General features: G+C 49.5%; 19 protein-coding genes and 5 tRNA genes. 7 read left to right on the top strand and 17 right to left on the bottom strand.

Annotated elements, in window-relative coordinates; translation table 11 throughout:
• Window positions 1-23 precede the first annotated feature (23 nt).
• Window positions 24-1,184 carry a conjugal transfer protein TraF gene (locus ACZ5R2_RS02585; RefSeq protein WP_464900906.1) on the top strand — a complete coding sequence of 387 codons (1,161 nt, stop codon included), beginning with the start codon at window positions 24-26 and terminating at the stop codon, window positions 1,182-1,184.
• Window positions 1,185-1,239: 55 nt separating this feature from the next.
• Here ACZ5R2_RS02585 and ACZ5R2_RS02580 read toward each other — a convergent pair whose 3' ends face one another.
• The 10 genes from ACZ5R2_RS02580 to ACZ5R2_RS02535 all read right to left on the bottom strand — a co-directional run bounded on the left by ACZ5R2_RS02580 (window position 1,240) and on the right by ACZ5R2_RS02535 (window position 9,673).
• A complete protein-coding gene (locus tag ACZ5R2_RS02580) occupies window positions 1,240-2,121 on the bottom strand; it encodes an SPOR domain-containing protein (protein WP_464900905.1) in 882 nt (293 codons plus the stop codon).
• A gap of 140 nt (window positions 2,122-2,261) precedes the next feature.
• The gene (locus ACZ5R2_RS02575; RefSeq protein ID WP_464900904.1) at window positions 2,262-3,200 is read right to left on the bottom strand and encodes an ABC transporter permease; all 939 of its coding nucleotides are present in this window, start codon (window positions 3,198-3,200) and stop codon (window positions 2,262-2,264) included.
• A 2-nt stretch (window positions 3,201-3,202) separates the two neighbouring features.
• Window positions 3,203-4,180, bottom strand: a complete 978-nt coding sequence (locus ACZ5R2_RS02570; protein WP_464900903.1) for an ABC transporter permease — start codon at window positions 4,178-4,180, stop codon at window positions 3,203-3,205.
• A 266-nt stretch (window positions 4,181-4,446) separates the two neighbouring features.
• Window positions 4,447-6,000: an ABC transporter substrate-binding protein gene (locus tag ACZ5R2_RS02565; RefSeq protein WP_464900902.1), complete on the bottom strand. Its 1,554-nt coding sequence runs from the start codon at window positions 5,998-6,000 to the stop codon at window positions 4,447-4,449.
• Window positions 6,001-6,138: 138 nt separating this feature from the next.
• Entirely contained in the window at window positions 6,139-7,854 is a 1,716-nt protein-coding gene (locus ACZ5R2_RS02560) for a dipeptide ABC transporter ATP-binding protein (protein WP_464900901.1), read from the bottom strand.
• Window positions 7,855-9,076: 1,222 nt separating this feature from the next.
• A tRNA-Pro gene (locus tag ACZ5R2_RS02555) sits at window positions 9,077-9,153 on the bottom strand.
• A gap of 56 nt (window positions 9,154-9,209) precedes the next feature.
• Window positions 9,210-9,285, bottom strand: a tRNA-His gene (locus ACZ5R2_RS02550).
• A 56-nt stretch (window positions 9,286-9,341) separates the two neighbouring features.
• Window positions 9,342-9,418 (bottom strand) — tRNA-Pro (locus ACZ5R2_RS02545).
• A 66-nt stretch (window positions 9,419-9,484) separates the two neighbouring features.
• Window positions 9,485-9,560 (bottom strand) — tRNA-His (locus tag ACZ5R2_RS02540).
• A 36-nt stretch (window positions 9,561-9,596) separates the two neighbouring features.
• Window positions 9,597-9,673: transfer RNA gene (locus ACZ5R2_RS02535), tRNA-Arg, on the bottom strand.
• 331 nt (window positions 9,674-10,004) lie between these two features.
• Here ACZ5R2_RS02535 and ACZ5R2_RS02530 point away from each other — a divergent pair.
• A complete protein-coding gene (locus ACZ5R2_RS02530) occupies window positions 10,005-10,412 on the top strand; it encodes a c-type cytochrome (protein ID WP_464919436.1) in 408 nt (135 codons plus the stop codon).
• 47 nt (window positions 10,413-10,459) lie between these two features.
• Here the strand turns inward: ACZ5R2_RS02530 and rep are convergent, their stop codons facing one another.
• On the bottom strand, window positions 10,460-12,478 hold the full coding sequence (gene rep / locus ACZ5R2_RS02525; RefSeq protein ID WP_464900899.1) for a DNA helicase Rep: 2,019 nt from the start codon (window positions 12,476-12,478) through the stop codon (window positions 10,460-10,462).
• 278 nt (window positions 12,479-12,756) lie between these two features.
• Here rep and ACZ5R2_RS02520 point away from each other — a divergent pair, with 278 nt between their 5' ends.
• The 4 genes from ACZ5R2_RS02520 to ubiK all read left to right on the top strand — a co-directional run bounded on the left by ACZ5R2_RS02520 (window position 12,757) and on the right by ubiK (window position 17,963).
• Entirely contained in the window at window positions 12,757-13,338 is a 582-nt protein-coding gene (locus ACZ5R2_RS02520; protein WP_464902287.1) for a TetR/AcrR family transcriptional regulator, read from the top strand.
• An 18-nt stretch (window positions 13,339-13,356) separates the two neighbouring features.
• Complete coding sequence (locus ACZ5R2_RS02515) at window positions 13,357-14,463, top strand: efflux RND transporter periplasmic adaptor subunit (protein ID WP_464900898.1); 1,107 nt, start codon at window positions 13,357-13,359, stop codon at window positions 14,461-14,463.
• Window positions 14,464-14,474: 11 nt separating this feature from the next.
• Window positions 14,475-17,597 carry a multidrug efflux RND transporter permease subunit gene (locus tag ACZ5R2_RS02510; RefSeq protein WP_464900897.1) on the top strand — a complete coding sequence of 1,041 codons (3,123 nt, stop codon included), beginning with the start codon at window positions 14,475-14,477 and terminating at the stop codon, window positions 17,595-17,597.
• Window positions 17,598-17,711: 114 nt separating this feature from the next.
• Window positions 17,712-17,963 (top strand): ubiquinone biosynthesis accessory factor UbiK, encoded by a 252-nt coding sequence (ubiK, locus tag ACZ5R2_RS02505; RefSeq protein WP_438459708.1) that lies wholly within the window; start codon window positions 17,712-17,714, stop codon window positions 17,961-17,963.
• Between the two features lie 452 nt (window positions 17,964-18,415).
• Here the strand turns inward: ubiK and ilvC are convergent, their stop codons facing one another.
• Window positions 18,416-19,900, bottom strand: a complete 1,485-nt coding sequence (gene ilvC / locus ACZ5R2_RS02500) for a ketol-acid reductoisomerase (RefSeq protein WP_438475371.1) — start codon at window positions 19,898-19,900, stop codon at window positions 18,416-18,418.
• 170 nt (window positions 19,901-20,070) lie between these two features.
• Here ilvC and ilvY point away from each other — a divergent pair, with 170 nt between their 5' ends.
• The gene (gene ilvY, locus ACZ5R2_RS02495; RefSeq protein ID WP_464900896.1) at window positions 20,071-20,961 is read left to right on the top strand and encodes an HTH-type transcriptional activator IlvY; all 891 of its coding nucleotides are present in this window, start codon (window positions 20,071-20,073) and stop codon (window positions 20,959-20,961) included.
• Window positions 20,962-21,040: 79 nt separating this feature from the next.
• Here ilvY and hemN read toward each other — a convergent pair whose 3' ends face one another.
• The 5 genes from hemN to ACZ5R2_RS02470 all read right to left on the bottom strand — a co-directional run bounded on the left by hemN (window position 21,041) and on the right by ACZ5R2_RS02470 (window position 25,679).
• Window positions 21,041-22,444: an oxygen-independent coproporphyrinogen III oxidase gene (gene hemN / locus ACZ5R2_RS02490; protein ID WP_464900895.1), complete on the bottom strand. Its 1,404-nt coding sequence runs from the start codon at window positions 22,442-22,444 to the stop codon at window positions 21,041-21,043.
• A 45-nt stretch (window positions 22,445-22,489) separates the two neighbouring features.
• Window positions 22,490-22,981 carry a DUF2489 domain-containing protein gene (locus ACZ5R2_RS02485; protein ID WP_464900894.1) on the bottom strand — a complete coding sequence of 164 codons (492 nt, stop codon included), beginning with the start codon at window positions 22,979-22,981 and terminating at the stop codon, window positions 22,490-22,492.
• A 10-nt stretch (window positions 22,982-22,991) separates the two neighbouring features.
• Entirely contained in the window at window positions 22,992-23,570 is a 579-nt protein-coding gene (gene yihI, locus ACZ5R2_RS02480; RefSeq protein WP_464900893.1) for a Der GTPase-activating protein YihI, read from the bottom strand.
• On the bottom strand, window positions 23,570-24,208 hold the full coding sequence (locus ACZ5R2_RS02475; protein WP_464900892.1) for a class I SAM-dependent methyltransferase: 639 nt from the start codon (window positions 24,206-24,208) through the stop codon (window positions 23,570-23,572). Before ACZ5R2_RS02475 ends, yihI begins: the two co-directional genes overlap by 1 nt.
• Before the next feature lie 853 nt (window positions 24,209-25,061).
• On the bottom strand, window positions 25,062-25,679 hold the full coding sequence (locus tag ACZ5R2_RS02470) for a c-type cytochrome (RefSeq protein WP_464900891.1): 618 nt from the start codon (window positions 25,677-25,679) through the stop codon (window positions 25,062-25,064).
• Window positions 25,680-25,813: the final 134 nt, after the last annotated feature.

The following is a 25,813-nucleotide window of genomic DNA, read 5'->3' as shown; positions in this document are numbered from 1 at the left end:
GAACCAATCAGGAATAAGTACAGATGGAAAAGTTCACGAAATTAGCAGTGTCAGTCGCGCTCGCTCTACCTATGATGGCAAATGCCACGGTAGATACGCGCTCTTTTGCCATGGGCGGTACCGGAGTGGCCTCTGCCACTTACCTCACCAGCAGTATCCATAACCCGGCCCTTGCCTCTCAATACGGCGATAGCGATAACTTTGGGATGATTATCCCCACTTTAAGTGCAAGTGTGCACGATAACAGTGACATGGTGGATACCATTGAACGCTTAGATGATGCTTACATGGCTTGGGAAGACGCCATTGATGATGGTGATTTCGACGCCTCACCAGAAGAGTGGCAAAATATATTGCGTGAACTTGACGGTGAGACTGTCGCTGTCGAGGCAAGCACAGGCATGATCATCGCGATTCCAAACAAATACCTCAGTACTAACTTCTTTGCTTTAGTTAATGTCAATGTGCTTGGTCGTGTCGATATTGACGAGGGTGACTTCGATATTGACCCGAATAACCCACAAGACCACGAACTGCTTTCTACCGCGAATGCTTATGGTGGCGCCACTGTGGATATCGGTTTAACTTTCGCTCGTGAGCTGTCTCTGTTTAACAAGCCGTTTCACTTAGGTGTGTCGCCAAAAGCACAAACCATGCATGCCCTTTTCTACCAAGAAAGTGTTGATGAGGTTGAAGATGATGAGTTCGACTTTGCCGACGCAAACTCTGAGACCCGCTTTAACCTAGATATCGGTATGGCGTATGAGCTAAGCGATCGCTGGAATCTAGGCTTTAGTGCACGCAACTTGATTGCTCGCGAGCTTGAAACCAATGGCGTCAATGGCTTACCTGATACCTTCGTCCTCAATCCCGAGTATGTTATCGGCACATCATATGACCGTGGCTGGTTTGTCATTGCAGCAGATGTTGATTTAACAGAGAAAGAGTACTTTAAAGGTTTTGAGTACAGCACTCAGTTCGCTCGCGTTGGTGCTGAGCTAAACGCTTGGGGCTGGGCACAAGTGCGTGTTGGTTACGCGCACTCGATGACGGACCACGCAGAAGATGTGCTCACTGCTGGTATCGGTCTAAAACCATTTGGCGTGTTTGGTCTTGATATCTCAGGCTCTTACGGCGCAGACCAAAACTACGGTGCATCAGCTCAGTTGATCTTCAACTTCTAATCGGCAGTGTATCTAAACTGACTATCCTAAAAGGCTCTGCTCGAGCCTTTTTAATTTACTTCACACACATCACATTCAATAGTGACTGGCCAGAAAGCGGATTGACCCGCCCCGTGGTAAATAGCCCGGTTCGCTCCTCCCCCCAATAGGGTAGATGCACCGGCCACTCACCGCGGTCTAACACCCGCGAGTCAATCAGTTGTTGCCATTCTCCCACGCTTGGCAGGCGCATATTGAGCTGCTGGCAAATCTGATTTGCGCGCGTGTAGCTTAGGCGTGTCCATGGCTTACCGTATTCCATATAAAAAGCGTCACTGCTAAAGCTGAGATCGGGCATATTGTAGCTCACGCCATTGACCACACTACTGAGCCGCATTGCTGCATGCGATGCTGGTGCTGGAGACTTGGCGATCATGGGTGGGACTTTGACGTCTAATTTGATTTTGGGCTTCTTCGTCGCCACGGTATTCGCGGTATCACTCACCGCCCCCATCTCGCCATCAGGCTTATACACGGCACGCACAAATGCCTCGCGATAGCCTTTGACGCGTTTGACCTCACGCAGATCGATATTAGCTTCTAGTAGCGATGCGTAAGGCCCTATCAAGCAGCGACTGCCCCGCTCCTCTGGTCTTGCCCAGACATCGGCTTTAATCACCTTATACAGCGGCTTAGCTTGCTCTAGGGTCAATGGTTTAGCGAAGATACCGCACTGAATCCAGAACATTGAGACCGGTTGATTGGGCTGCTGTTGCCCCCACAGGCCCGCGCCAATTGGACAGGTTTCTTCCAACACCGCAAGCTCAGTGCTTGATGCCTGGGTGGCATCACACAGAAAAGTATCTGCGGCTTGAGTCGGCAGATTCACGCCCACCAAAGCGATGAGCGATACCATTGCCTTGCCACGAAACTTGTCACGTAAAGAGCCTATATCCATATATCGGTTTCCTTGTTGCGCCGTTATTACCGCCCGGCAAACAAAAAAAGAGCCGCATCAATGCGGCTCGTTAATTGGCTGATTTCCAGAGCCTTAACTCCAGTTTATACGGCTTTTATCCTAGCTGTCCGTAAAAATGATCACCCTTTGTAGATTTTCGGGTTAAACACATCACGCAGCCAGTCGCCAAGAAGGTTGATCACCAACACTAGTGTCACTAACACCAAGCCTGGGAAGGCGGTGATCCACCAAGCGCCAGAGAAGATATAACGGAAGCCGATACTGATCAGCGCGCCAAGAGACGGCTGATCGACTGGCAGACCCAGACCGAGGAACGACAGCGCGGCTTCTGACATGATCGCATTGGCAATCTGTACGGTTGAGATAACCAAGATGGGCGATAGGCAGTTTGGCAAAATATGACGGAACATGATACGTGGCGCTCTAAAGCCCATCACGCGAGCTGCTTCAACGTACTCTTTCTTCTTCTCTGCCAGAACCGAGGCACGAATGGTACGCGCATACTGCGGCCACTCCGCGATACCGATGATCACCACCAGCATTACCACCGCGTATTGGCTGTAGAATTGGCTGCCAAAGCTGGCTTTGAAGATCGCCGAGACAATAATAGCGACCATCATAGTTGAGAACGACAGTTGAATATCGGCAAAACGCATCAGGAAGTTATCGATGCGACCGCCAAAGTAGCCGGCAGATAGACCGATAACAACACCCAGAAACAGCTGTAACGCTACTGCTAGAAAGCCGATTGTCAAAGAAAGGCGAGCACCATAAAGAATGGTCGAGAAGATATCGCGCCCCTGCTCATCCGTACCAAGAATAAACTCCGAGTCTCCTCCATCGAGCCACATCGGTGGCATCTCTGAATTCATGATATTGATAGTGGCCAGATCATACGGGTCCGCTGTGGCGATCCATGGCGCAAGCAGAGCGGCAACCAAGAACATCAAAAATACAGCAAAGCTAGTCATCGCGACCTTATCGCGCACAAAGTAATACAGAAAGTCTGACTGCTTAAATCGCTCCCAACGAGATGGAGCTGATAGTGATTGTTCCATGATTATGCTCCTTTACCGGTGATATCGACGGTTGGGTTGATGATGCCGTACATCAGATCAACGATGGTGTTGGTCACCACAAAAATCAGGCCAACGAAGATCACGTAGGCGGTGATAAGCGGTGTATCGACGCGGTTGATCGCCTCGAGGAACAACGACCCTGTGCCCGGCCACTGGAACACGGTTTCAGTTAGGATGGTGTAGGCAACCATAGTGCCGATCTGTACGCCACCAACGGTCAGCACTGGTAACATGGTGTTTTTCAGTGCGTGCTGGTAGTAGATCTTGTTCAGTGCTAGGCCTTTGGCTTTACCAAACTTGATGTACTCTGAGCTCAATACCTCGAGCATCTCTGAGCGCACCAGACGGATAAACAGTGGCAGCATGATCGATGCCAAAGCAATGCTTGGTAATACTAGGTGACGCAGGCCATCAAGGTTAAAGAAGCCCGAGTCCCAACCAAATGGACTGGTGGTTTGTCCACGTCCATAGGACGGCAGCCAACCGAGCTCAATCGAGAACACATACATCAGCATAATTGCGGTCAGAAAGACCGGGATCGAGATACCGATACTACTGCCGGCCATAATCACCTTAGTAAAAAAGCTCTTGGGATTAATCGCGGAGTAGACCCCGAGCGGGATCGACAGCGCAACGATGATTAATGTCGCGCCAAATACGAGCTCGAGTGTCGCAACCAGCTTGTCGAGGATCACATCCACCGCTGGTCGCTTGAAGAAATAGGAGGTACCTAAATCACCTTGCAGGGCGCTGCCTACAAAGCGTGAATACTTAGTTATGAAGGGATCATTCAGGCCGAGCTCATCACGCATCGCTTGGCGCTCGGCTTCAGAAACCGATTGTCCAACCAACTCGCGCAACGGGTCGCCAAGATTATCTTGAATGGCAAACGCCACCAAACTGATCACAAACATCACTATCAGTGCCTGATACAGGCGCTTGACCAGAAACGAAAACATTCCCTGCCCCTTAACTATCCTTGAGTTTCAGTCAACAACTCCACTCTTGTTGCGCTGCTTTGTTACCTAGCGATGAACTTCATTTTGGTTCATTTGGCTATGGGATAAACAATAGAAAAGCGCGATAAGAGGAGTCAGTGTTCAGTCTTAAAAATGGCACCTAACCCGACTGAACAGAGCTAAGCACCAAAAAGCGTCGCTAAGTAGATCAAGACCTCCCCCGACCTTGAGGGAGGCCTATGCTATAGCGAACTCAAACACATGACTTATTTGACCACTAGGTCGCCAAAGTATGGGAAGTTCATGCCGTTGACGATTGGACCAATCTCAACATTGCTACGCGCTGCCCATGAAGGATCTTCCCAGTGTAGCGGGATAAATGCGGCTTCATCGTAAAGAATTTCCTCTACCTTCTTCAACATCACTCCGCGTTTCTCTAGGTCTGTTTCCGCGTTCGCATCGTTCACTAGCTGATCAACTTCAGCATTGCTGTAGTAACCACAGTTGTACTGACCTTTACCTGTATCACTGTTTCGAGTCATAGTCAGGAACTCAGTGAAGTTGGCTGAATCTTCAGTATCAGGGTGCCAACCAATCATTAGCATGTCTGCAGCACACTTATCGAACTCAGGCCAGTATTGCGCTTTTGGCAATGTCTTCAGGTCAACCTTAACACCGATCTTAGCCAGCATCGCTGCTGATGCTTGAGCAATTTTGTCGTCGTTCACGTAGCGGTTGTTTGGCGCTAGCATGCTTAGGGTAAAGCCGTCCTCGTAGCCCGCTTCTTTGAGCAGTGCTTTTGCTTTCGCAACGTCAAAACGTGGCGTTAGTGCTTCGTTGTAACCTGCGTAGCCTACTGGGCTTTGCTGACCCGCTGCAGTTGCTGCACCCTTCATGATGCGGTCAACGATGCCTTCGTTGTTGATCGCGTAAGCAATTGCTTGACGTACACGCGCGTCTTTTAGTGCCGGGTTGCTGTCTTGGTTCATTTGGAAGGTGATAACGCGAGTACCTGGCATCGAGTACAGATCAACACCTGATGCACGGTCGATACGGTTGTAATCATTTGGCGAAACTGGAGCAATCATATCTACGCCGCCAGATAGAAGTGCAGCAACACGTGTCGCGTCTTCTTTGATTGGCACAAGAGTTAGCTTCTCAACATTACCTGCAGACTCGGTATCCCAGTAATCTTCGAAACGCTCAAATGCCACCTGAACACCTTGCTCACGTGAGATAATCTTGAATGCGCCTGTACCTGACAGATTAGTCGAGGCAAATGAGTTACCGTGCTTGACGATCTCAGCCTTGTCTTTGCCATCCGCTGTCTTGCCCGTGTAGAATTTGCTGTCCATTGGGAAGATGTAAGTCGCCACGTTCTCAACGAGTGGATAAGTGCCGTCGGTTTTCACTTCAACTGTGAAATCATCAACCTTAACCATCGCAAGTAGTGGTTCGAAAATACCTTTAAAGTCAGGTGACTCTTTCAGGCGTTCAAACGTCCACACTACGTCGTCTGCAGTCATATCATTGCCAGAATGGAATTTCACGCCCTTGCGCAGGTTAAAGCGGAATGTCTCATTATCAACACGCTCCCAAGACTCAGCCAAGCGTGGCTCAAATTGCATGTCTTGAGTGAAACGAATAAGTGGATCAAACACCATGTGTGACAACTGAAGTGTGCCGCCTGATAGCTGCTCATGTGGATCTAGCGATACTGGATCAGCATCGTAAGCGACCTTGATTTCCGCTGCCGCAGCACCGAAGCTCAAGCCTGCGGCCATTAGCGCCACTGCAATTTTGCTCTTCATGGTTTTCATTGCATAACTCCTTATGCGGGAATCTTTTCCCTGATTATTGTGTTTGCGTTTGTGTCTGGCTCGAATGAGCCAAGTATGTGAACACTCACCTCAAGTCAACGACCCTCAAGGTGAGGCTGTTGTACTGCTACTGTCTTACTACGCGCTCTTGATCTCTTGTCTTAAGCCAGTAAATTCCGGCATCAAGGAGATCAGGTGCTGACTGTATTCATGCTGTGGAGCATTAAATAGCTGCTCGGTTGGCGCCACCTCAAGCAAGGTGCCCATCTGCATCACGCCGACTCGATCGCACATCTGGCGGATAACCGGTAGATCATGACTGATAAACAGCATGGTCAGATTGAGCTCATCTTGCAGGTCTTTAAGCAGGTTCAAGATCTGCGCCTGTACGGAAACGTCTAGAGCAGATGTCGGCTCATCACAGATCAACAAGCGCGGACGGGTTGCCAGTGCCCGAGCAATAGAGATACGCTGACGCTGACCACCGGAGAATTCGTGCGGATACTTGACCCCAGCCATACTACCCAGACCAACGTGGTCGAGAAGATCATTGACGATAACGCGAGTTTGCGCCTCGTTCTCAGTCAGTTTGTGAAAGCGAATCGGCTCGGCGATGATATCGAAGATCTTCATCCGCGGGTTCATCGAGGTGTATGGGTTCTGGAACACCATCTGCATCTGACGACGCAGTGGGCGACGCTCTTTCTCAGAGCGCAGTGCGGTAAGGTCAACACCCTCAAAGGTGACTCGACCCGAGTTTGGCTGATACAAACCGGCAATCACACGCGCAATAGTGGATTTACCTGAGCCCGATTCACCGACTAGCCCAAAGGTCTCACCTTCTCTCACCTCAAAGCTGACATTGTTTGATGCCTGCACGTATTCACGGCGGCTCTCAAACAGGGAATCTTTGGTGACAAAACGCAGGTTAACATTTTCAACGTTAAGCAGAGGGCCGGTGTAAGCACGATGGTCTTGGCTTTGGCCAAGCCAGTGATTCTTCACATCCAGCGGCTCCATCTCTTGCGCTTCTTCGATGTAACTCACCAAGGGGAAGCGCTCTAGCTTGATGTCTGAGCGCGGTACAGCTGAGATCAAGCTGTGGGTATAAGGGTGTTCTGGCGTGCCAAGCACTTGTTGGGTTGGGCCAATCTCGACCAAATCGCCGCGATACATCACCGCCACGCGGTCGGTCACGTTAGACACCACGCCCATATCGTGCGTCACCAGCATGCAGCCGACACGCTTTTCGATACACAGCTCACGGATCAGGTTAAGGATCTGGTCCTGGATTGAGACATCTAGCGCAGTCGTTGGCTCATCAGCAATGATCAGATCAGGCTCACCCGCTAGAGCAATCGCAATCACCACTCGTTGGCGCATACCACCAGAGAATTGGTGCGGATACTGCTTGAGGCGGTTTTCTGGTTGGGGGATACCCACTTGCTGCATCAATGACAGTGCACGCTGATATGCCTCATCATCACTGACATGCATATTGGCATGAATGGTCTCTTTGAGCTGGTGCTCAACGGTAAACAGTGGGTTGAGTGATGTCATTGGGTCTTGGAAAATAAAGCCAATCTTCGAGCCGCGCACTTTGCGCATCTCTTCAGCAGACAGACCCGAGATCTTCTCACCATCAAGGAAAACCTCACCATCGGCGATAGTCCCTGGGGGGCTTAGTAGATCGATGACGGCATTACCCACGGTGGACTTACCGGCACCCGACTCGCCAACCACACCGACGATCTCGCCGCGTTCAATAGTAAACGACAACGCTTTTACCGCAGCGTGAATACCATGACGCGATGGGTACTCGATGCGAAGATTTTTAACTTCTAAAAGAGACATGTATCAGACCTCTACTGCATTAGACAGTTTTCTGCCTTGTCTGAGATTTGGCTATCGGGCTGCTTATAAAAGCTAAAACACTGGATAATCCAACCAGCGCCCATTGCAGGTTCTCCTGCCTACCAAATCAATGTGAATCCATTCTTACCAGAATTATATTCTGGTCATAAACAAGGAACACAATGTGGCAAATTATTCACACAAAAGCAACAAAAAAAGGATAAAAAGTCATCTTTTAGCGATTAAAGCAGATTTTATTGCATATTTATAAGTGATAAACTAACTAAATATGCATTAACATTTCCTTATCAATACAGCATAATACTCGATAAACCCTTATCTAAACCCATTCTCTATCTCACTATCAGATAAATATCGCACCATAATAGTGCATAGTTTCATAACCCAATCTTAGCCTTCCAAACTATAACAAGTGCAAAACATATATCCATCTAATCATTTTTATACAGAATTAATGTTGGTCATATATTCATCAGATCAAACTAATCCCCTAGTCATCATTTTGACTATTAGAGAGATTAAAGCATTGCGCACCAATTTGGTGCGGTAACTTAATTTTTACTTTGCTCAATAGTTTGCCCAATCACTAACCCTTGATGCTGTCAGCTTATTCAGAAAAATTATTTTTGGATTAATTTCTCGTTATTTAGGTAAAACTGAGCATAAATGCATCAATAAGCTAAGAAAACATGGATAAAGTGCGCAAGCTAGAGAGCTTGTACAGAGATAGATAGGCTCTTTGGTAGGTGTAAAAAGTCGTTAAGAGGACAATTGGATAGGCGGTTAGCTGATCTTAAAAGGTAAAAACTTAAGTGCTAAAGTGTTTCTTATCAGTCAGAAAGTGAAATAACAGTTGATCATTCTGTTTAAAGAAGCGAGAAATTTTTTCAACCTGACCACCGCTGTCAAGTGTAACTCCACCTCGAGCGCAGCGTACTCGCAGTGAAACGATCTCGACTCTCGCCTCTAAACCCCGCATACGCAATACTTATCACGTTTACTAGAATTATCTGGCCTCAGGAATGAAAAAACCCCGCACTAATGTGCGGGGTTTCTTGAAAGTGGTCGGTGAAGAGGGATTCGATGCGACTGGGCTTCCAGCCCCCGACCCGCACGTGCTTTCCTTTCTTCAATAGGTCTAACGACTTTTCATATATCCGAAACGAAAAAACCCCGCACGATTGTGCGGGGTTTCGAAAAGTGGTCGGTGAAGAGGGATTCGAACCCCCGACCCTCTGGTCCCAAACCAGATGCGCTACCAAACTGCGCTATTCACCGACTTGTATTTCGCCTTGAGTCAATCAAGACAGGGAGCAGATGCTACCACAAATAAATGGGGTGGCTAACGAGATTCGAACTCGCGACCACCGGAATCACAATCCAGGGCTCTACCAACTGAGCTATAGCCACCATCAATTTGTTTGTCTACCGCTAACCTAATCAGTATAGCCATAAACATTATGTAGTGGTCGGTGAAGAGGGATTCGAACCCCCGACCCTCTGGTCCCAAACCAGATGCGCTACCAAACTGCGCTATTCACCGACTTGTATTTCGTCTTGGTCAATCAAGACAGGGAGCAGATGCTACCACAATATTGCGAAAAAAGAATGGGGTGGCTAACGAGATTCGAACTCGCGACCACCGGAATCACAATCCAGGGCTCTACCAACTGAGCTATAGCCACCATAATTTTTTCTACCGATATGTTCCTTTGAGGCAATGGCACGCCCGAAAGGATTCGAACCTTCGACCTTTGGCTCCGGAGGCCAACGCTCTATCCAGCTGAGCTACGGGCGCATGCCCTATCGGCGGAGTGGAATAATACGGATATCACCCTAGGTCGTCTAGTGTTTTTTGTAGTTTTTTTTGCGTTTGATGCCTTTTTCATCAATCAAAGTGTGACAGGTGCCTATTTTGGTCGTAAAAAATAGTGACATCTCGGTTTCGATCGGTTTATTGCAACAAACTAACGGGATATAATTACCGGGTATTTACAATCATTTAACAGCTGTATGCGCGCTTTCCACTCAAGTCATGCAAGGAAGCAGCTAAATACAATAATAAGGTGGGCTATTGGGTCTACCTGGAAACGTAAAGTGAGTAACCAACCATGCATCATCATAGAAAAATGCCTCATAGAATGATCATTGCTGTATTTGCCGCCCTCGCCTTCTCAACCGGTGCGCTTGCTGCCAAGGTTAGCCAAGCTGACTACGATGCCATAGCGGAGCGCATCAAACCCGTGGGTAATGTTTATGTGGCAGGTAGTGAGCCGGTAGTGGAAGTCGCAGCTGGGCCTCGCGACGGCGCGTCTGTCTATACTATGTTCTGTACAGCTTGTCATGGTGTGGGGGTAAGTGGCGCACCTAAGACCGGGGACGCAGCGGATTGGTCTCCACGTATTGCTCAGGGGATGGATGTGCTCGCGGATCATGCCATCAACGGCTTTAATGCAATGCCGGCCAAAGGCGCGTGTATGGACTGTTCTGATGATGAGATCATCGCGGCGATTGAACACATGATCGAGGGTATCTAATCTGACAGAGAGGATAAAGGCCATCTCCTTTATCCTCGCCCAGCCAGTTATTTTTTATTAAACATAGCCTTCAGGTTGGCAATGTGAGCCTGCCCTTTTGCCATACGTTCTTCCTGCGTTACCGGCTTTTTGACTGTCTCCCACTCGACATCGTCAAACGGCAACTCATCTAGGAAGCGGCTTTGGGTTGGCTTGATCAGCTCACCATACTGGCGGCGTTCTTTACACATAGTAAAGGTCAACTCACGCTGGGCACGGGTAATGCCCACGTACATCAGTCGGCGCTCCTCTTCAACATTGTCCTCATCAATACTGGTTTGATGCGGCAAGATGCCTTCTTCGGTTCCCATCAGATAGACATATGGAAACTCTAGGCCTTTAGAGGCGTGCAGCGTCATTAGTTGCACCGCATCGCTGTCATCTTCCTCTTCACCGCGCTCCATCATATCGCGCAGCGTCAGGCGCTGAACCACTTCCTTAAGGTTCTTCTCCTCTTGGTCATAGTTATCGCCCTCTAGGTCCGCCACAATCCATGAATATAGGTCTGAAACGTTCTTCATTCTCATCTCAGCCGCTTTAGGGCTGCTTGAGGTCTCGTACAGCCAGTCCTCATAGTTGATATCACGCACCAGTGAGCGCACCGCTTCAACCGTATCACCGCGCTCGGCTTGGTCGGCGATCGCCACCAGCCACTGAGTAAAGCGGCGCAGGTTTTCCAACCCGCGACCACTAAGATGCTGCTCAAGCCCAAGCTCGAAGCTGCACTCAAACAAGCTCTTACCACGCATGTTGGCGTAAGTGCCAAGCTTTTCTAGCGTCACCGGGCCAATCTCACGGCGAGGCGTGTTGACGATACGCAAGAATGCATTGTCATCATCTGGGTTCACTAGCACGCGCAGATAAGCCATGATGTCTTTGATTTCCGCGCGAGCGAAAAATGAAGTACCGCCAGAGATTTTATACGGCACGCGGTTTTGCATCAGCGACTTTTCTATCAGGCGCGACTGGTGATTACCACGATACAACACGGAGTAATCACGATAGTCGGTACGATTAAGGAACTTGTGCGCGATAATCTCACCGGTAATGCGCTCCGCCTCGTGCTCCTCATCCTTCGCATTCAGCACTTTGAGCTTCTCACCATCGGGGATCTGCGAGAACAGCGACTTCTCATACACGTGCGGGTTGTTGGCAATCAGGATGTTGGCTGCACGCAGGATTCGGCTGGTCGAGCGGTAGTTTTGCTCGAGCTTGATAAGGCGCAGGTTGGGATAGTCTTCGCCAAGCAGCACCAAGTTTTGTGGTTTAGCACCCCGCCAAGAGTAGATCGACTGATCATCATCCCCTACCACAGTAAGGCGACCACGCTCGCCAACCAGCAACTTAACCAGCTCGTATTGGCTGGTGTTGGTGTCTTGGTATTCATCCACCAACAGGTAGCGAATGCGGCTCTGCCAGCGCTCGCGCACCTCTTGGTTGGTTCTGAGTAGCAACACGGGTAACGAGATAAGGTCATCAAAATCCAGCGCGTTGTAGGCCTTCATCTGCTTATCATAAAGGTCAAAGCAAAACGCAAACATCTGTTGCTGCTCTCCCTTAGCCTGCGCCATCGCCTGCTGCGGTGTCAGCATGTCGTTTTTCCAGTTTGAGATGGTACTCATTAACTGACGCAGCAAGTCCTTATCGCCATCGATCTGCTTTTCAGTCAGCTCTTTGAGTAGCGCAAGCTGGTCTTGGTCATCAAACAGCGAAAAGCTAGCTTTAAGGCCCAAGTGTTTGTACTCACGCTTTATTAGGTTAAGACCCAAGGTATGAAAGGTGGACACCATCAGGCCTTTGGACTCGGCTTTACCTAGCGTCTGCCCCACTCGCTCTTTCATCTCACGCGCCGCCTTATTGGTAAAGGTCACGGCGGCGATATTACGCGCCTTATAGCCGCACTGCTGAACCAGATAAGCAATCTTGTTGGTGATAACGCGGGTTTTACCCGAGCCCGCGCCCGCAAGAACGAGACAAGGACCGGAGACATACTTCACCGCTTCATCTTGGCGTGGATTCAATTTCATGGGGTACTCTCTATATAAAGCTAGGTGCCTTTTACGCTCGCCATTCTATACCTAACCTTAGTAAGGATGCGAGATGCAATCCCGATATAACTCGATTTCTCGCTGCTATACCAGCGACGTTTTAAGTGCAACAGCATCACGCCTTTCAGTTACACCCTCTTACATCCGTTATTCCTTTGTTATCTAAACATGAAAAGTTTAGATAACATTTATTATAAGCTTTTGATTGATTTCTGGTTAACGATCACACAAATTAGTGAATGAACGTTCATTCATGGATTGAATCAATGCCCGATAGTGACAAACGTCAACGGATCCTTAAAGCTGCAGAGGACTTGATTGCCGAAGTTGGCTTTCAAGGATTATCAATGAGCCTGCTCGCCCAGCGAGCCGATGTCGCTGCCGGAACCATCTATCGCTACTTTAGTGACAAAAACAATCTCTTGGATGAAGTCCGCCTTAATGCCATGCGCTTAGTCGCGGATGAAGTGCAAAAGGGATTGGATAATCAGCGTGATGTTAAAACCCGCTACCACTTGGTGTGGCACAACATCTGGCGCCTTGCCGCTTCTAATAACAGCTTCTATAGCATCCGCCTCCAGTACGAATCCTTACCTTGTACTGACCAATACCGTCAGCGCCAAAATGAGCTACAGCTCTTTGCTGGCATTAACAAAATCTTTGAGGACGGCAAGCAGCAAGGGCTACTAAAACCCCTTGCCAATGAGATCCTTGCCGGACTGAGCTTTGAGGCCAGCGCGACAATCTCGCGCAAAGCCGCCCTAGGATTGTACAACTTGTCTGCCGACGATATCGACGCTGCGTTTGAGGCCAGTTGGGACGCCATAACCCTTCATTAATCTGGAGTTAATAGCAAGATGAAAAAATGGACTGTGCTGATGCTACTGCTGGTAACTGCAATATTTGGCAGCGTGATCGGCTTTAACGAATTCAAGCAGCAAAAAATCGCCGAGTTTATGGCCAATCGACCGGAACCTGAGTTCCCTGTCACTGTGGCGGATGTCGATGCCGTGGACTGGGTGCCGGTGATCGATGCGATAGGCTTTATTGAGCCTAATCAAGGGGTCACTGTCGCGAATGAAACCAGTGGGGTTATCCAACAAATACTATTTGAATCAGGTACTCAAGTCATAGAGAACCAGCCTCTTGTGCGTCTTGACTCTCAAGTGGAGCAAGCCAACCTAAAGAGTGTTCAGGCGCGCTTGCCAGCGGCTAAGGCCAAATATGAGCGCTATCAAGGTCTGTTCAAGAAAGGCTCCGTCTCTAAAGAAGCCTTTGATGAAGCTGAGGCGAGTTTCTTCTCACTGCAAGCGGATATTGAGAGCCTAAAAGCATCGATTGAGCGCCGTGAGATTCGAGCTCCCTTCAGCGGTGTGATGGGGATTCGTCAAGTCTACCTGGGTCAGTACTTACAAACCGGCAGCGATATTGTGCGCCTTGAGGATATTAGCGTAATGCGCCTACGTTTTACCGTGCCGCAAACGGACATCTCTCGTATTCACCTAGGGCAAAGTGTGGATATTTTTGTCGATGCTTACCCAGATAAAACCTTCTCTGGCTCTATCTCCGCCATCGAGCCGGCAGTCAATGTGCAAAGCGGCCTGATCCAGATTCAGGCAGATATCCCCAACAGTGAGGGTCAACTTCGTTCTGGGATGTTTGCCCGCGCCAACATCCTGCTACCTAAGCTAGAGAACCAGGTTACCCTACCGCAAACTGCCATCACCTTCACTCTGTATGGTGACAATGTGTATATCGTCAATGAAGAGAACGATGAGCTGCGAGTACAGCAACATGTGGTGAAAGTTGGTGAACGTATGGCGGACATCGCGCATATCCTCGACGGGGTCAAACCTGGCGATCGTGTCGTGACCTCTGGTCAAGTTCGCTTGAGTAATGGTGCTAAGGTGCGTGTGGTTGAGAGCAATGCCATCACCCCTCCTGCTAAGACCCCAATGCTGTAAGTGAGGTAGACATGCGATTTACCGATATATTTATTAAGCGCCCTGTCCTCGCGGTCTCGATCAGTTTCCTGATTGCGCTACTTGGTCTACAAGCCATGTTCAAAATGCAGGTTCGTGAATACCCGGATATGACCAACACGGTTGTGACGGTAACCACTAGCTACTATGGTGCGTCTGCTGACCTGATTCAAGGCTTTATCACCCAGCCCCTTGAGCAGGCAATCGCTCAAGCGGATAACATTGACTTTATGACCTCTTCCTCTGTATTAGGCCGTTCAACCATTACGGTGAACATGAAGCTTAATACCGATCCGAACGCTGCACTTTCGGATATCTTAGCTAAGACCAACTCCGTGCGTTCGCAACTACCAGGTGAGTCTGAAGACCCAACGGTGACCATGTCCACCGGTTCAACAACAGCGGTAATGTATGTTGGCTTTACCAGTGATGAGTTAGCATCGAGTCAGATAACCGACTATCTAGAGCGAGTCATCAACCCGCAGCTGTTCACGGTCAATGGCGTGTCTAAGGTTGACCTGTATGGCGGGATGAAATATGCCCTGAGAGTTTGGCTAGATCCTAGCAAGATGGCAGCGTTAAACCTAACTGCGCTTGATGTGATGAGCGTACTCAATGCGAATAACTACCAATCTGCAACAGGGCAAGCTACCGGTGAGTTTGTGCTATATAACGGCAGCGCCGACACTCAAGTTTCCAATGTCCAAGAACTCGAAAATCTCGTGGTTGGGTCTGACAACGGCAATATCATTCGCCTAGCCGATATTGCTAAGGTATCGCTAGAGAAAAGTCACGATATCTATCGCGCTAGCGCCAACGGCCAAGAGGCGGTTGTGGCCGCGATTAATGCTGCACCAAGTGCTAACCCAATCAATATCGCGGCAGACATTATGCAACTTTTGCCTCAACTGGAGCGCAACCTGCCAAGCAACATCCATATGAATGTGATGTATGACTCAACGATTGCCATCAATGAGTCAATCAATGAGGTTATTAAGACCATCCTCGAGGCTGCCCTAATTGTTTTGGTGGTGATCACCCTATTCCTTGGTTCATTCCGCGCCGTGGTGATCCCAGTCGTCACTATCCCACTTTCCCTGATTGGGGTTGCGGTCGCGATGCAGGCGATGGGGTTCTCCTGGAACCTGATGACCCTACTGGCAATGGTACTGGCGATTGGCCTAGTGGTGGATGACGCCATCGTTGTGCTGGAGAACGTCGACCGACATATCAAGCTGGGTGAATCGCCGTTTCGCGCCGCGATTATTGGTACACGTGAGATTGCCGTCCCCGTTATCGCTATGACCCTGACCCTCGGGGCAGTGTATGCCCCTATCGCACTAATGGGTGGGATCACCGGCTCGCTGTTTAAAGAATTTGCCTTAACGCTTGCAGGGGCCGTGTTTGTCTCAGGCATAGTTGCTCTAACGCTCTCACCAATGATGTGCTCAAAGATGCTTAAGGCCAATGAAAAGCCAAGCAAATTTGAGCAAATTGTGCATCGTTTTCTAGAGCGCATGACCGAGCGCTACACAAAAATGCTCACTGCCGTTATGCTGCGACGCCCGGTTGTGATTGCCTTTGCACTTATTGTGTTTGCTACTCTTCCGGCGCTGTTCAGCTACATCCCAAGTGAACTTGCGCCCTCAGAGGACAAAGGCGTGGTGGTGTTAATGGGTACCGCCCCGTCTAACGCTAACCTCGACTTTATGCAAAACACCATGAATGACGTCAATGAGATACTCTCAGACCAACCTGAGGTCTCATTTGCTCAGGTGTTCACTGGTGTGCCGAATTCGAACCAGGCCTTCGGTATCGCGTCGATGGTGCCATGGAGTGAGCGTGAAGCTAGCCAATCAGAGGTGGCCAACCGAGTAAGTGCGCTGGTTGCCAATGTCCCAGGAATGGCGGTTACCGCCTTCCAAATGCCTGAGCTTCCAGGCGCTGGATCTGGCCTGCCGATCCAGTTTGTTATCACGACCCCAAATAGCTTTGAGAGCCTATTTACCATCGCTAGTGATATCCTCGCTGAGGTCACCACTAGCCCGATGTTTGTCTACAGCGACCTCGACCTGAATTATGACTCTGCGACAATGAAGATCCATATAGACAAGGATAAGGCTGGTGCTTATGGCGTGTCGATGCAGGATATTGGTATCACTCTAAGCACTATGATGGCCGACGGTTACGTCAACCGAATTGACTTGGATGGCCGCTCATACGAGGTGATCCCACAAGTTGAGCGTAAATGGCGTTTAAACCCTGAGTCGATGAATCAGTACTATGTGCGCGCTGCCAATGGCAATGCGGTTCCACTCGGTAGCTTGATCAGTATTGATGTGGTGGCTGAGCCACGCTCACTGCCGCACTTTAACCAGCTAAACTCAGCGACTATCGGTGCTGTCAATGCGCCTAGTGTCGCAATGGGTGAAGCAATTAACTGGTTTGAGCAAATTGCGCAAACCAAGCTTCCTACTGGTTATAATCACGACTACATGGGCGAAGCGCGTCAGTACGTGAGTGAAGGCAGTGCCCTGTACGCCACCTTTGGATTGGCGTTAGCAATCATCTTCCTAGTACTTGCGATTCAGTTCGAATCCGTGAGAGACCCACTGGTGATTATGGTCTCTGTACCACTCGCCATCAGTGGTGCTTTGATTGCCCTCGCCTGGGGAGCGGCATCGATGAACATCTATTCTCAAGTCGGTCTGATCACCTTGGTAGGTCTTATCACCAAACACGGTATCTTGATCTGTGAAGTAGCCAAGGAAGAGCAGCTGCACAACAAACTGTCTAAAACGGAGGCCGTGATGGAAGCGGCCAGAGTGCGTCTCAGACCGATTCTGATGACCACCGCGGCAATGATTTCAGGCCTGATCCCCTTGATGTACGCCACCGGCGCAGGCGCTGCGCAGCGCTTTAGCATTGGGGTGGTGATCGTTGCCGGCCTTGCCATCGGTACCCTGTTCACGCTGTTTGTCCTGCCAGTGATCTACAGCTATCTGGCCGAGAGACACAAGCCCCTACCGGTGTTTGTCGAGGATAAAGACCTCGATAAGCTCGCCCGCGTCGATGAGTGCCACGCCGCACATCGCCAACTGGCTGAAAACCGCTAAAACCCGCACCACGCAACAAAAGGCCACCTCGGTGGCCTTTTTTCATACCAAAAAGGCGACAATTTCGTACTGATTACATAGAATGAGGACAAATTGACAGGAGTTATATTCACCATGTTTGATCCAAAAAAACTAGAACAAGTCGCAAAGCAAATTCATGACTCTATGCCCCAGCCCGTCAAGGATCTCGGCGCTGACGTAGACCAAAAAGTTCGCCAAGTCATCCAAGGCCAACTCAACAAACTCGACGTCGTCAGCCGCGAAGAGTTCGACGTCCAAACCCAAGTCCTACTCCGCACCCGCCAAAAACTCACGGAAATGGAGCAGAAGCTGGCGGAATTAGAACAAAAAATCTCACGCGAATAGAATTCGCTAAGGGGCGAGGTTCGGGGACGCTTCGCTACGGGGAGCGAGGAGATAGCACTCGCTTCGAGATTGTCGATCTCAAAACACCACCACGAGCGATTTTAGGGACGAGGCGCGAGTACGCTTCACTTCGGGGAGCGAGGACAGATCACTTGTTTTAGGGTAACCGATCACAGAGCATTACCACGCGCTCCGAACCCCTTGCACCTCGTAGGGCAAAGCCCGTACCCGCTCCCCGCCTTTAGGTGCGAGGTCCGGGTACGCTTCGCTTCGGGGTTCGAGGAGAGAGCACTCGCTTCAGGGTAGCCGACCACAGAGCAGCACCACGCGCTCCGACCCCCTCGCACCTCGTAGGGCAAAGCCCGTCCCCGCTCCCCGCCCCTAAAGCGAAGAAGCCACCGACAAACGTCGATGGCTTCAGCACTAAAATAAGCTCAATTTAACAGAAAGAGTTAACCGCCAACCGCGATGTGCTTCATGTCTGTCATGTAGCCGCGTAGCTCTTCGCCGATGTACTCGACTGGGTGGTTACGGATGGCTTCGTTGACTTCGATTAGGCGTTGGTTGTCTACCTGGTTTGAGCTCTCACCTAGGCCTTTACCAATCACATCTGTTGCTACTGAAGGCATGAACTTCTCGCGTAGTAGTGGTGTTGCTACGTTAGCGAATAGGTAGTTACCGTACTCAGCGGTGTCTGAGATAACCACGTTCATTTCGTATAGACGCTTACGTGCAACAGTGTTGGCGATCAGTGGTAGCTCGTGTAGTGACTCGTAGTACGCTGACTCATCAATGATGCCTGATGCAGTCATGGCTTCAAACGCTAGCTCAACACCGGCGCGAACCATTGCAACCATCAAAATACCGTTATCGAAGTACTCTTGCTCAGCGATCTCGATATCGCTCGCTGGGTAGTTTTCAAACGCCGTCTCTGCTGTCTCTTCACGCCAGCCTAAAAGGTTTTTGTCGTCGTTTGCCCAGTCCGCCATCATAGTGCGAGAGAATTCGCCCTCGATGATGTCATCCATGTGCTTGTTGTACAGTGGACGCATTAGGTCTTTTAGCTCTTCTGAAAGCTCGAACGCACGGATTTTTGCTGGGTTTGATAGACGGTCCATCATATGCGTGATACCACCAAACTTAAGTGCTTCTGTGATAGTTTCCCAACCGAACTGCAGTAGTTTACCTGCGTAGCTTGGATCAACACCGTCAGCAATCATCTTCTCGTAGCACACGATAGAGCCCGCTTGCAGCATGCCACATAGGATGGTCTGCTCACCCATTAGGTCAGATTTCACCTCAGCAACAAATGAAGACTCTAGACAGCCCGCGCGATGGCCACCCGTTGCTGCAGCCCACGCTTTAGCGATATCCCAGCCTTCACCTTGTGGGTCGTTTTCTGGGTGAACCGCGATAAGTGTTGGAACGCCGAAGCCACGCTTGTACTCTTCACGAACTTCCGTACCAGGACACTTAGGCGCCACCATGACAACGGTTAGGTCAGAACGAATTTGCATGCCCTCTTCAACGATGTTGAAGCCGTGTGAGTAACCTAGCGCTGCGCCCTGCTTCATTAGTGGCATGACTGTCTCAACAACGTTGGTGTGCTGTTTGTCTGGCGTTAGGTTTACCACTAGGTCCGCTTGAGGGATCAGGGTTTCGTAAGCACCCACCTCAAAGCCGTTCTCTTTAGCATTCTTGTAAGATTGACGCTGCTCATCGATAGCTGCCTGACGTAGTGCGTAAGAAACATCTAGGCCCGAATCACGCATGTTGAGGCCTTGGTTCAGACCCTGAGCACCACAGCCGACGATCACGACTTTCTTACCTTTTAGGTAGTCCGCTTCAGTGGCAAACTCATCGCGGTCCATAAAACGACAGCGACCTAATTGGTCTAATTGTTGGCGTAGGTTTAGGGTGTTGAAATAGTTAGCCATGAGGGCCTCTCCTTACAGTGAATTCGTCCGTCTATCTTGATTGCGGTCAGCATGTGTGCTGAATGAGTTCATACTAAAGCAGGCACTCAATTGCTTAAAGTGATATATTCACAACTTATCGTTGCAACTTATGCAACGTGCTTTTTTCGCAAGGATTGCCGACTTTCAGTATGAATATCAAATCACTACAACTGTTTATCCACTTGTGTGATAGCCAGAGCTTCAGCCGCACTGCCGCGGCCATGCACATCAGCCCTTCGGCCCTCAGTCGCCAAATCCAAAAGCTTGAGCAAGAGGCCGGTCAACGTCTATTGGTGCGCGATAATCGCAGCGTTGAGCTCACTCCAGCAGGCAAGAACCTGCTCCCCGCCGCGATGCGCATTGTCACTGAGTGGCAGCAATTTCACACCATGAGCAATCACTCCGAGCAGGTGCTGCGCGGAGAAATTCGCCTATTTTGCTCAGTGACAGCCAGCTATAGCCATCTGCCAGAGCTGTTATCCGTGTTTCGCCACCAGCATCCATTTATTGAATTCAAACTCTCCACGGGTGACCCGGCGCAGGCGATTGATAAGGTGTTAAACGACGAGGCGGATATCGCGATCTCAGCTCAGCCCGATCAGCTGCCTGCCCGCCTTGCTTTTGAGACGATCAGTGAAATCCCACTCTCAGTGATTGCCCCTGCTGGTATCCATAGTTTTGCCGATGCCCTAAATGGCAATACGCCAGACTGGACCAAGGTACCCTTTATCCTTCCTGAAGCCGGAACGGCGCGAGAGCGGGCTAATGCTTGGTTTAAGGCGATGAAGATAAAACCCAATATCTATGCACAAGTGTCGGGGCATGAGGCGATCGTAAGTATGGTCGCCTTGGGCTGTGGTGTGGGGATTGCCCCAGATGTGGTGATCAACAACAGTCCGGTGAAAGATAAGATCACCCGATTGAGCACCGCGCCGATTGAGCCATTTAAGTTAGGGGTGGTGTGTAAAGCCGCTCAGCAGGAAAACCCGCTAATCAAGGCGCTGTGGCAGGTCGCTGAAAGCACCTATATTCAACCCTAAATCTATTCAGCCTTAAATAGTTCCAGCCCTTAACGCAAAAGTGCAAGCCGAGGCTTGCACTTGGTATCCCATTGCGACATTAAATCACACGCGAAAACTGCTGCTGGCGCGCCTTATCACGCAAGTACTTATCAAAGCACATACAGATGTTGCGGATCAGAAGTCGTCCACGCAGCATCACATCGATAGAGCGCGGATTATTCTCCACCAACTCATCATCTATAAACGTCTGTAATAGCTCGAGGTCTTGCTTGAAGTAAGCATCGAACCGCACGCCGAAGGTGCGCTCAATCTCTACCTTATCGAGCTTAAAGTTACAGATAAGCTGCTTGATCACCTCGCGACGAATGATGTCATCACTATCGAGCACCACCCCACGCCAAGTCGCATGGCGCTGCATCTCGACCTGCTCGCGATAGGTTTTGAGCTCTTTCTGGTTTTGCGCGTAGGTATCACCCACCATCGAGATGGCCGACACACCAAAACCAACTAGGTCACACTCACCTTGAGTGGTGTAGCCCTGGAAATTACGGTGTAGCTTGCCTGCGCGCTGGGCCACGGCCAACTCATCGTCTGGCAGAGCAAAGTGATCCATGCCGATAAACTGATAGCCAGCACCGGTCAAAGTGGCAATCGTGTCTTGTAAAATGGCCATCTTTTCTTGTGCGACAGGCAGGTCTTCATCTTTAATCTTACGCTGCGCGGCAAACAGTTGTGGCATATGGGCGTAGTTAAACACCGATAGGCGCCCTGGTTGCATCTCTAACACCTGAGCAAGCGTCTCGGCAAAAGAGGCCTGAGTTTGCTTTGGCAGGCCATAGATTAAATCGAGGTTAGTAGAGCGAAAGCCCAACTGCTTAGCGCGCGCCACCATCTCAATAATAAATTGCTCATCCTGCTCGCGGTTCACCAGCCGCTGAACCTGTTTATTGAAATCCTGCACGCCGATACTCAGGCGATTAAAGCCCTCGGCACGCAAGTGGTCGAGCATGGTGAGTTCAATCTCACGCGGGTCGACTTCAATACTAATCTCCGCACCAGCATCAAAGTTAAACTCGCTGCGCACAATCGCCATAATACGGCTGATCTGACTTTCGCTAAGGAAGGTCGGTGTGCCACCGCCAAAGTGCAGTTGAGTAACACGACGCCCTTGCAGCAGCGAAGCGCGCGTGCGGATCTCAAGCTCGAGGATATCAAGATACTCATCAGCCTTATGGCTATGACGAGTAATGACTTTATTACAGCCGCAGTAGTAACACAGCTTGTGACAAAACGGGATATGGATGTACAGCGACAGGGGACGATCTGGGTACTGGGTACAAGCCATATCGTAATCTGACACGGTAAACATCTCATGAAACTCCAACGCCGTTGGATATGAGGTGTAACGAGGCCCTGAATAGTTGTATTTATCCAGTACCGCTTGATCCCAAACTATCTGTTGCTGGTCTGTGACCTGCTGAGATTTTACTTCATGAGACATGATTCTAATTCCGCTTTATCACTGTGTAGGCTAAATCACACAACCCTAGTGCACTGTTTGAATACTGATTTGGTTATTCAATGGCACAATTTGCTGTTTCAGCCGCTTAAGTTCCTCGATTATATCTTGCGTGAGTCTGGCCTCAGCCTTTTGACGTGCCAGGTTTTGCTTCATTCGCTCACGTTTTTCAAGCGCTTGGCGATCATCACCACGAGCCATATCTTTGACCACATGATACAGCTCTGCAATGGCTGGATAGGTCGCGTCAAAGTCAACTCGCTGTTCGCCCTGAACATAATCCATAATGCAGTAGACGCGGATGCTGATCTCAGACAGATCGCACTGCCCTTCAATACCTGCCGCGCATAGCGTGCTGACATTATCGAAAATGTTGGCGTTGCGTTTATCAAGCGCCAATTTCTTGTGGTGCTGTTGCAACTCCGTTTGCTTTTTAAGTTGCAGCAGAAGGTAACCAGCGTAACCCGCCAAGCCAAGAATAATCAAGCTGCCAAGGGTTGCTAACAAGGTTACATTCATAGCGACTTTCCTATCCTTTGAAATCGTTCAGATCAAGACCTTCAAACTGAGACAGAAGCTCATCATCGCTGCTTGAGCGTTTCGCCGCCTTAACAGGCTTTTGCTCTTCTACCTCTGGCTCGATATCAAGTTCGTCTTCTTCTGAATCATCTTCTTCTAACTGATCGTAGATGCCAAGCTGCTTCATCAGCACTTCCATACGATCCAGTTTCTGATCAACAAACTTCTGTAGACCCGCACCGAGCTTTTCACCGTTCTCCAAACGCTCAAGCAGCACAAGCAGTTGTGCGTCGTTCTCGATCGCGGCCAACTCTTGCTGAGCCGATACCTTGCGCTCGGATTTGGTTTGCTTCTTCGGCGCTTCCACGACGAGTGGGATTTTCTTCTTGCTGCCAAGGCGTGGGTCACGCTTTTGGCCAGTGCCAATCGACTTCTCGGCTTTTGCTTCTGAGTTACGAGTGCCCGTTTTTAGGCCCTTACGTTTTTTCAATCTTTTACGCTCACGGCCTTCAACATCAGACTGTGTACGGTTGCGAACGACGATAACGTCAAGGTTACCGCCAGATCTTGCTTTTTTTGCACGACTCATTACTGGGTCTTCCTGAGTAAAATTACATCTTTACCAACAAATTCAAGTTCGAGCCTATCCCGCTCTGCCAAGTACTTAAACGTGTCACGACTAAAAAAGACCACGTGAGTTGGGTCATTCTTATAGTGCCACGAAGCAAACGCCTCTGCGTCGATCACTAGTTTGGTCATAATACCAATCCAGCCCCCTGGCTTAACCAGATTCAACCATTGTTGCCAAACTTCACCCGGCTGGTATAGGTGTTCAATCACCTCAGTCGCCGTCATAAAGTCATAGGCAGTACTCAATACCTCACTGTTTGGGTGATAATAGATATCATACAGTGACATAGAGTGCCCCGCTTCTTGCATCATCAAGTGTAGTGTTGGACCGGGGCCACAACCAAAATCAAGGCCTGATGAAGCGGGTTGTATACGTTCGAGTATGGGGTCTGCCATGCGTGAAAGAAAGGCACGATACCCCATATCTAGCGGATTATTCTCATGAAGATCGTAATGTGACTTCTCTGTCTCAGCATCGAGTCGTTGTTGCTCAGGCACAAAAACCAGCTGACAGCGCTGACACTGCATATAGCTGCGGCGCTTGTCTTGATGAAAGTGCTGTGTATCAGAGTGATAACACAAAGGACATAGATGCATAACGTGATCCTCAAATAAGGATGCGAAACATACCAGAAATAGAAAAAAAGCGATAGGTCACCCTATCGCTTTCTGACTGCCTTAGCGGCTAAAATTTGTTGCACCTAGTAATGTGCCCCAATATTCCTTTTGTTTTTCGTGCTTTCCCTGCCAATTTTATGGTTTTTCATCATCCTGATGAGTTTTCATATTCCCTGATAACGTCCTGTCACTGGGCAAGTCCATTGCCTGCTCCATACCACTGTCTTTTCCTTAGACGTTAATTAACCATCCCTGTTACAGCCATCATCCTGACGACCACACACTCCATGCTCAATCATCCGAGCTCCCTGCTCGCATCCTTGGTGGCTCTCCAAGCCAGTTTTCCTTTATCAGCATCCTGCCGATGAATTCACTTTAACTCAGTAGCACTTCTCAACAAGCTCAAAATGGTAATTTTGCAAGTTAATTTAGGGGGTAATTTTTAGTTTAATTGTTGATCAATTACTTACAAAAAATAAAACGTAAACCGCCATATCGACTATGGCTTATCTCGCACAAACCTACAGGCAAAGTTGGCGTCACGCCGAAATTCTCAACGATATAGCAGATTGAAGCGGATCACAGAAAATAAGGGGCATGGTAAGAGGGGCGAGGTGCGGGGACGCTTCGCTACGGGGAGCGAGGAGATAGCACTCGCTTCAAAGATTGTCGTTCATGGAGCAGCACTACGAGCTCAAGCGCCTCAGAAGGCGTAGCCCTAGGAGTTTCGAGGAGTTCGACACGCCTGGCATACTACTCGCACCTCGGAACGAAGTGTAACCCGCTCCCCGCCCCCCTAAAAAAAGCGCCCTCTAGGCGCTTTTTAATCGTTTTAGTGCAAGCCACCAACATACTTAGACAGAATATCGATGTCTTCATCGGTCAGCTTGCGCGCCACATCGCGCATCATGGCATTCATATCGTTAGCACGATTGCCATCGCGGAACATCTCTAGCTGCGCTTTGATGTATTCTGGGTACTGACCAGAGATCTTAGGAAAGCCTGACAAGCTGGTGCCATTACCGCGTGGGCCGTGACATGCAATACATGCCGTCACGCCACGTTCCATATCACCGGCTGTATACAGCACTTTACCTTGCTCAACCACATCTTCGGGTGTTGTTGCATAGGCGATCGGCACTGAAGCGTAATAAGCGGCCAAATCTGCCATATCCTCTTCGCTAAGGGGCATTGCCATACCACTCATGACCGGGTCATAGCGACCCTGCTTGCCCTGACTGGACATCCCCAGCTTGAACTCTTTTAACTGCTTTTCAATGTACTTTGCGTGCTGACCTGCTAGAGTTGGATAAATAGCTAAGGGGCTGTTGCCGTCTGCTCCATGACATGCTGCACACGTGAGAGATTTTGCCTTACCTGCTTCGATATTACCGGCTGCCCATGTGGAACAACTGGCGATAAGGCTTACGATTAGCGCTAATTTCTTCATGACATTCCATTATAATTATCAAGCTTCCAGTACCACGCTGCAGTGCTTCTCATGGTACACTATTGCGATCTTGTGCTTAGCACAGTTATTTTACACAATTTCACAAAAAAGTAATCAATCGACTACAAAAAGTC

The sequence above is a fragment of the Vibrio sabulosilitoris genome (assembly GCF_055391395.1).
This window is presented reverse-complemented; position numbering and strand designations above follow the sequence as displayed.

What these genes read in the sequence shown, in the direction of transcription:
- ACZ5R2_RS02585 (WP_464900906.1), top strand. Translation starts at nt 24, where the DNA reads ATGGAAAAGTTCACGAAATTAGCAGTGTCAGTCGCGCTCGCTCTACCT.
- ACZ5R2_RS02580 (WP_464900905.1), bottom strand. Translation starts at nt 2,121, where the DNA reads ATGGATATAGGCTCTTTACGTGACAAGTTTCGTGGCAAGGCAATGGTA.
- ACZ5R2_RS02575 (WP_464900904.1), bottom strand. Translation starts at nt 3,200, where the DNA reads ATGGAACAATCACTATCAGCTCCATCTCGTTGGGAGCGATTTAAGCAG.
- ACZ5R2_RS02570 (WP_464900903.1), bottom strand. Translation starts at nt 4,180, where the DNA reads ATGTTTTCGTTTCTGGTCAAGCGCCTGTATCAGGCACTGATAGTGATG.
- ACZ5R2_RS02565 (WP_464900902.1), bottom strand. Translation starts at nt 6,000, where the DNA reads ATGAAAACCATGAAGAGCAAAATTGCAGTGGCGCTAATGGCCGCAGGC.
- ACZ5R2_RS02560 (WP_464900901.1), bottom strand. Translation starts at nt 7,854, where the DNA reads ATGTCTCTTTTAGAAGTTAAAAATCTTCGCATCGAGTACCCATCGCGT.
- ACZ5R2_RS02530 (WP_464919436.1), top strand. Translation starts at nt 10,005, where the DNA reads ATGCCTCATAGAATGATCATTGCTGTATTTGCCGCCCTCGCCTTCTCA.
- rep (WP_464900899.1), bottom strand. Translation starts at nt 12,478, where the DNA reads ATGAAATTGAATCCACGCCAAGATGAAGCGGTGAAGTATGTCTCCGGT.
- ACZ5R2_RS02515 (WP_464900898.1), top strand. Translation starts at nt 13,357, where the DNA reads ATGAAAAAATGGACTGTGCTGATGCTACTGCTGGTAACTGCAATATTT.
- ACZ5R2_RS02510 (WP_464900897.1), top strand. Translation starts at nt 14,475, where the DNA reads ATGCGATTTACCGATATATTTATTAAGCGCCCTGTCCTCGCGGTCTCG.
- ubiK (WP_438459708.1), top strand. Translation starts at nt 17,712, where the DNA reads ATGTTTGATCCAAAAAAACTAGAACAAGTCGCAAAGCAAATTCATGAC.
- ilvC (WP_438475371.1), bottom strand. Translation starts at nt 19,900, where the DNA reads ATGGCTAACTATTTCAACACCCTAAACCTACGCCAACAATTAGACCAA.
- ilvY (WP_464900896.1), top strand. Translation starts at nt 20,071, where the DNA reads ATGAATATCAAATCACTACAACTGTTTATCCACTTGTGTGATAGCCAG.
- hemN (WP_464900895.1), bottom strand. Translation starts at nt 22,444, where the DNA reads ATGTCTCATGAAGTAAAATCTCAGCAGGTCACAGACCAGCAACAGATA.
- ACZ5R2_RS02485 (WP_464900894.1), bottom strand. Translation starts at nt 22,981, where the DNA reads ATGAATGTAACCTTGTTAGCAACCCTTGGCAGCTTGATTATTCTTGGC.
- yihI (WP_464900893.1), bottom strand. Translation starts at nt 23,570, where the DNA reads ATGAGTCGTGCAAAAAAAGCAAGATCTGGCGGTAACCTTGACGTTATC.
- ACZ5R2_RS02475 (WP_464900892.1), bottom strand. Translation starts at nt 24,208, where the DNA reads ATGCATCTATGTCCTTTGTGTTATCACTCTGATACACAGCACTTTCAT.
- ACZ5R2_RS02470 (WP_464900891.1), bottom strand. Translation starts at nt 25,679, where the DNA reads ATGAAGAAATTAGCGCTAATCGTAAGCCTTATCGCCAGTTGTTCCACA.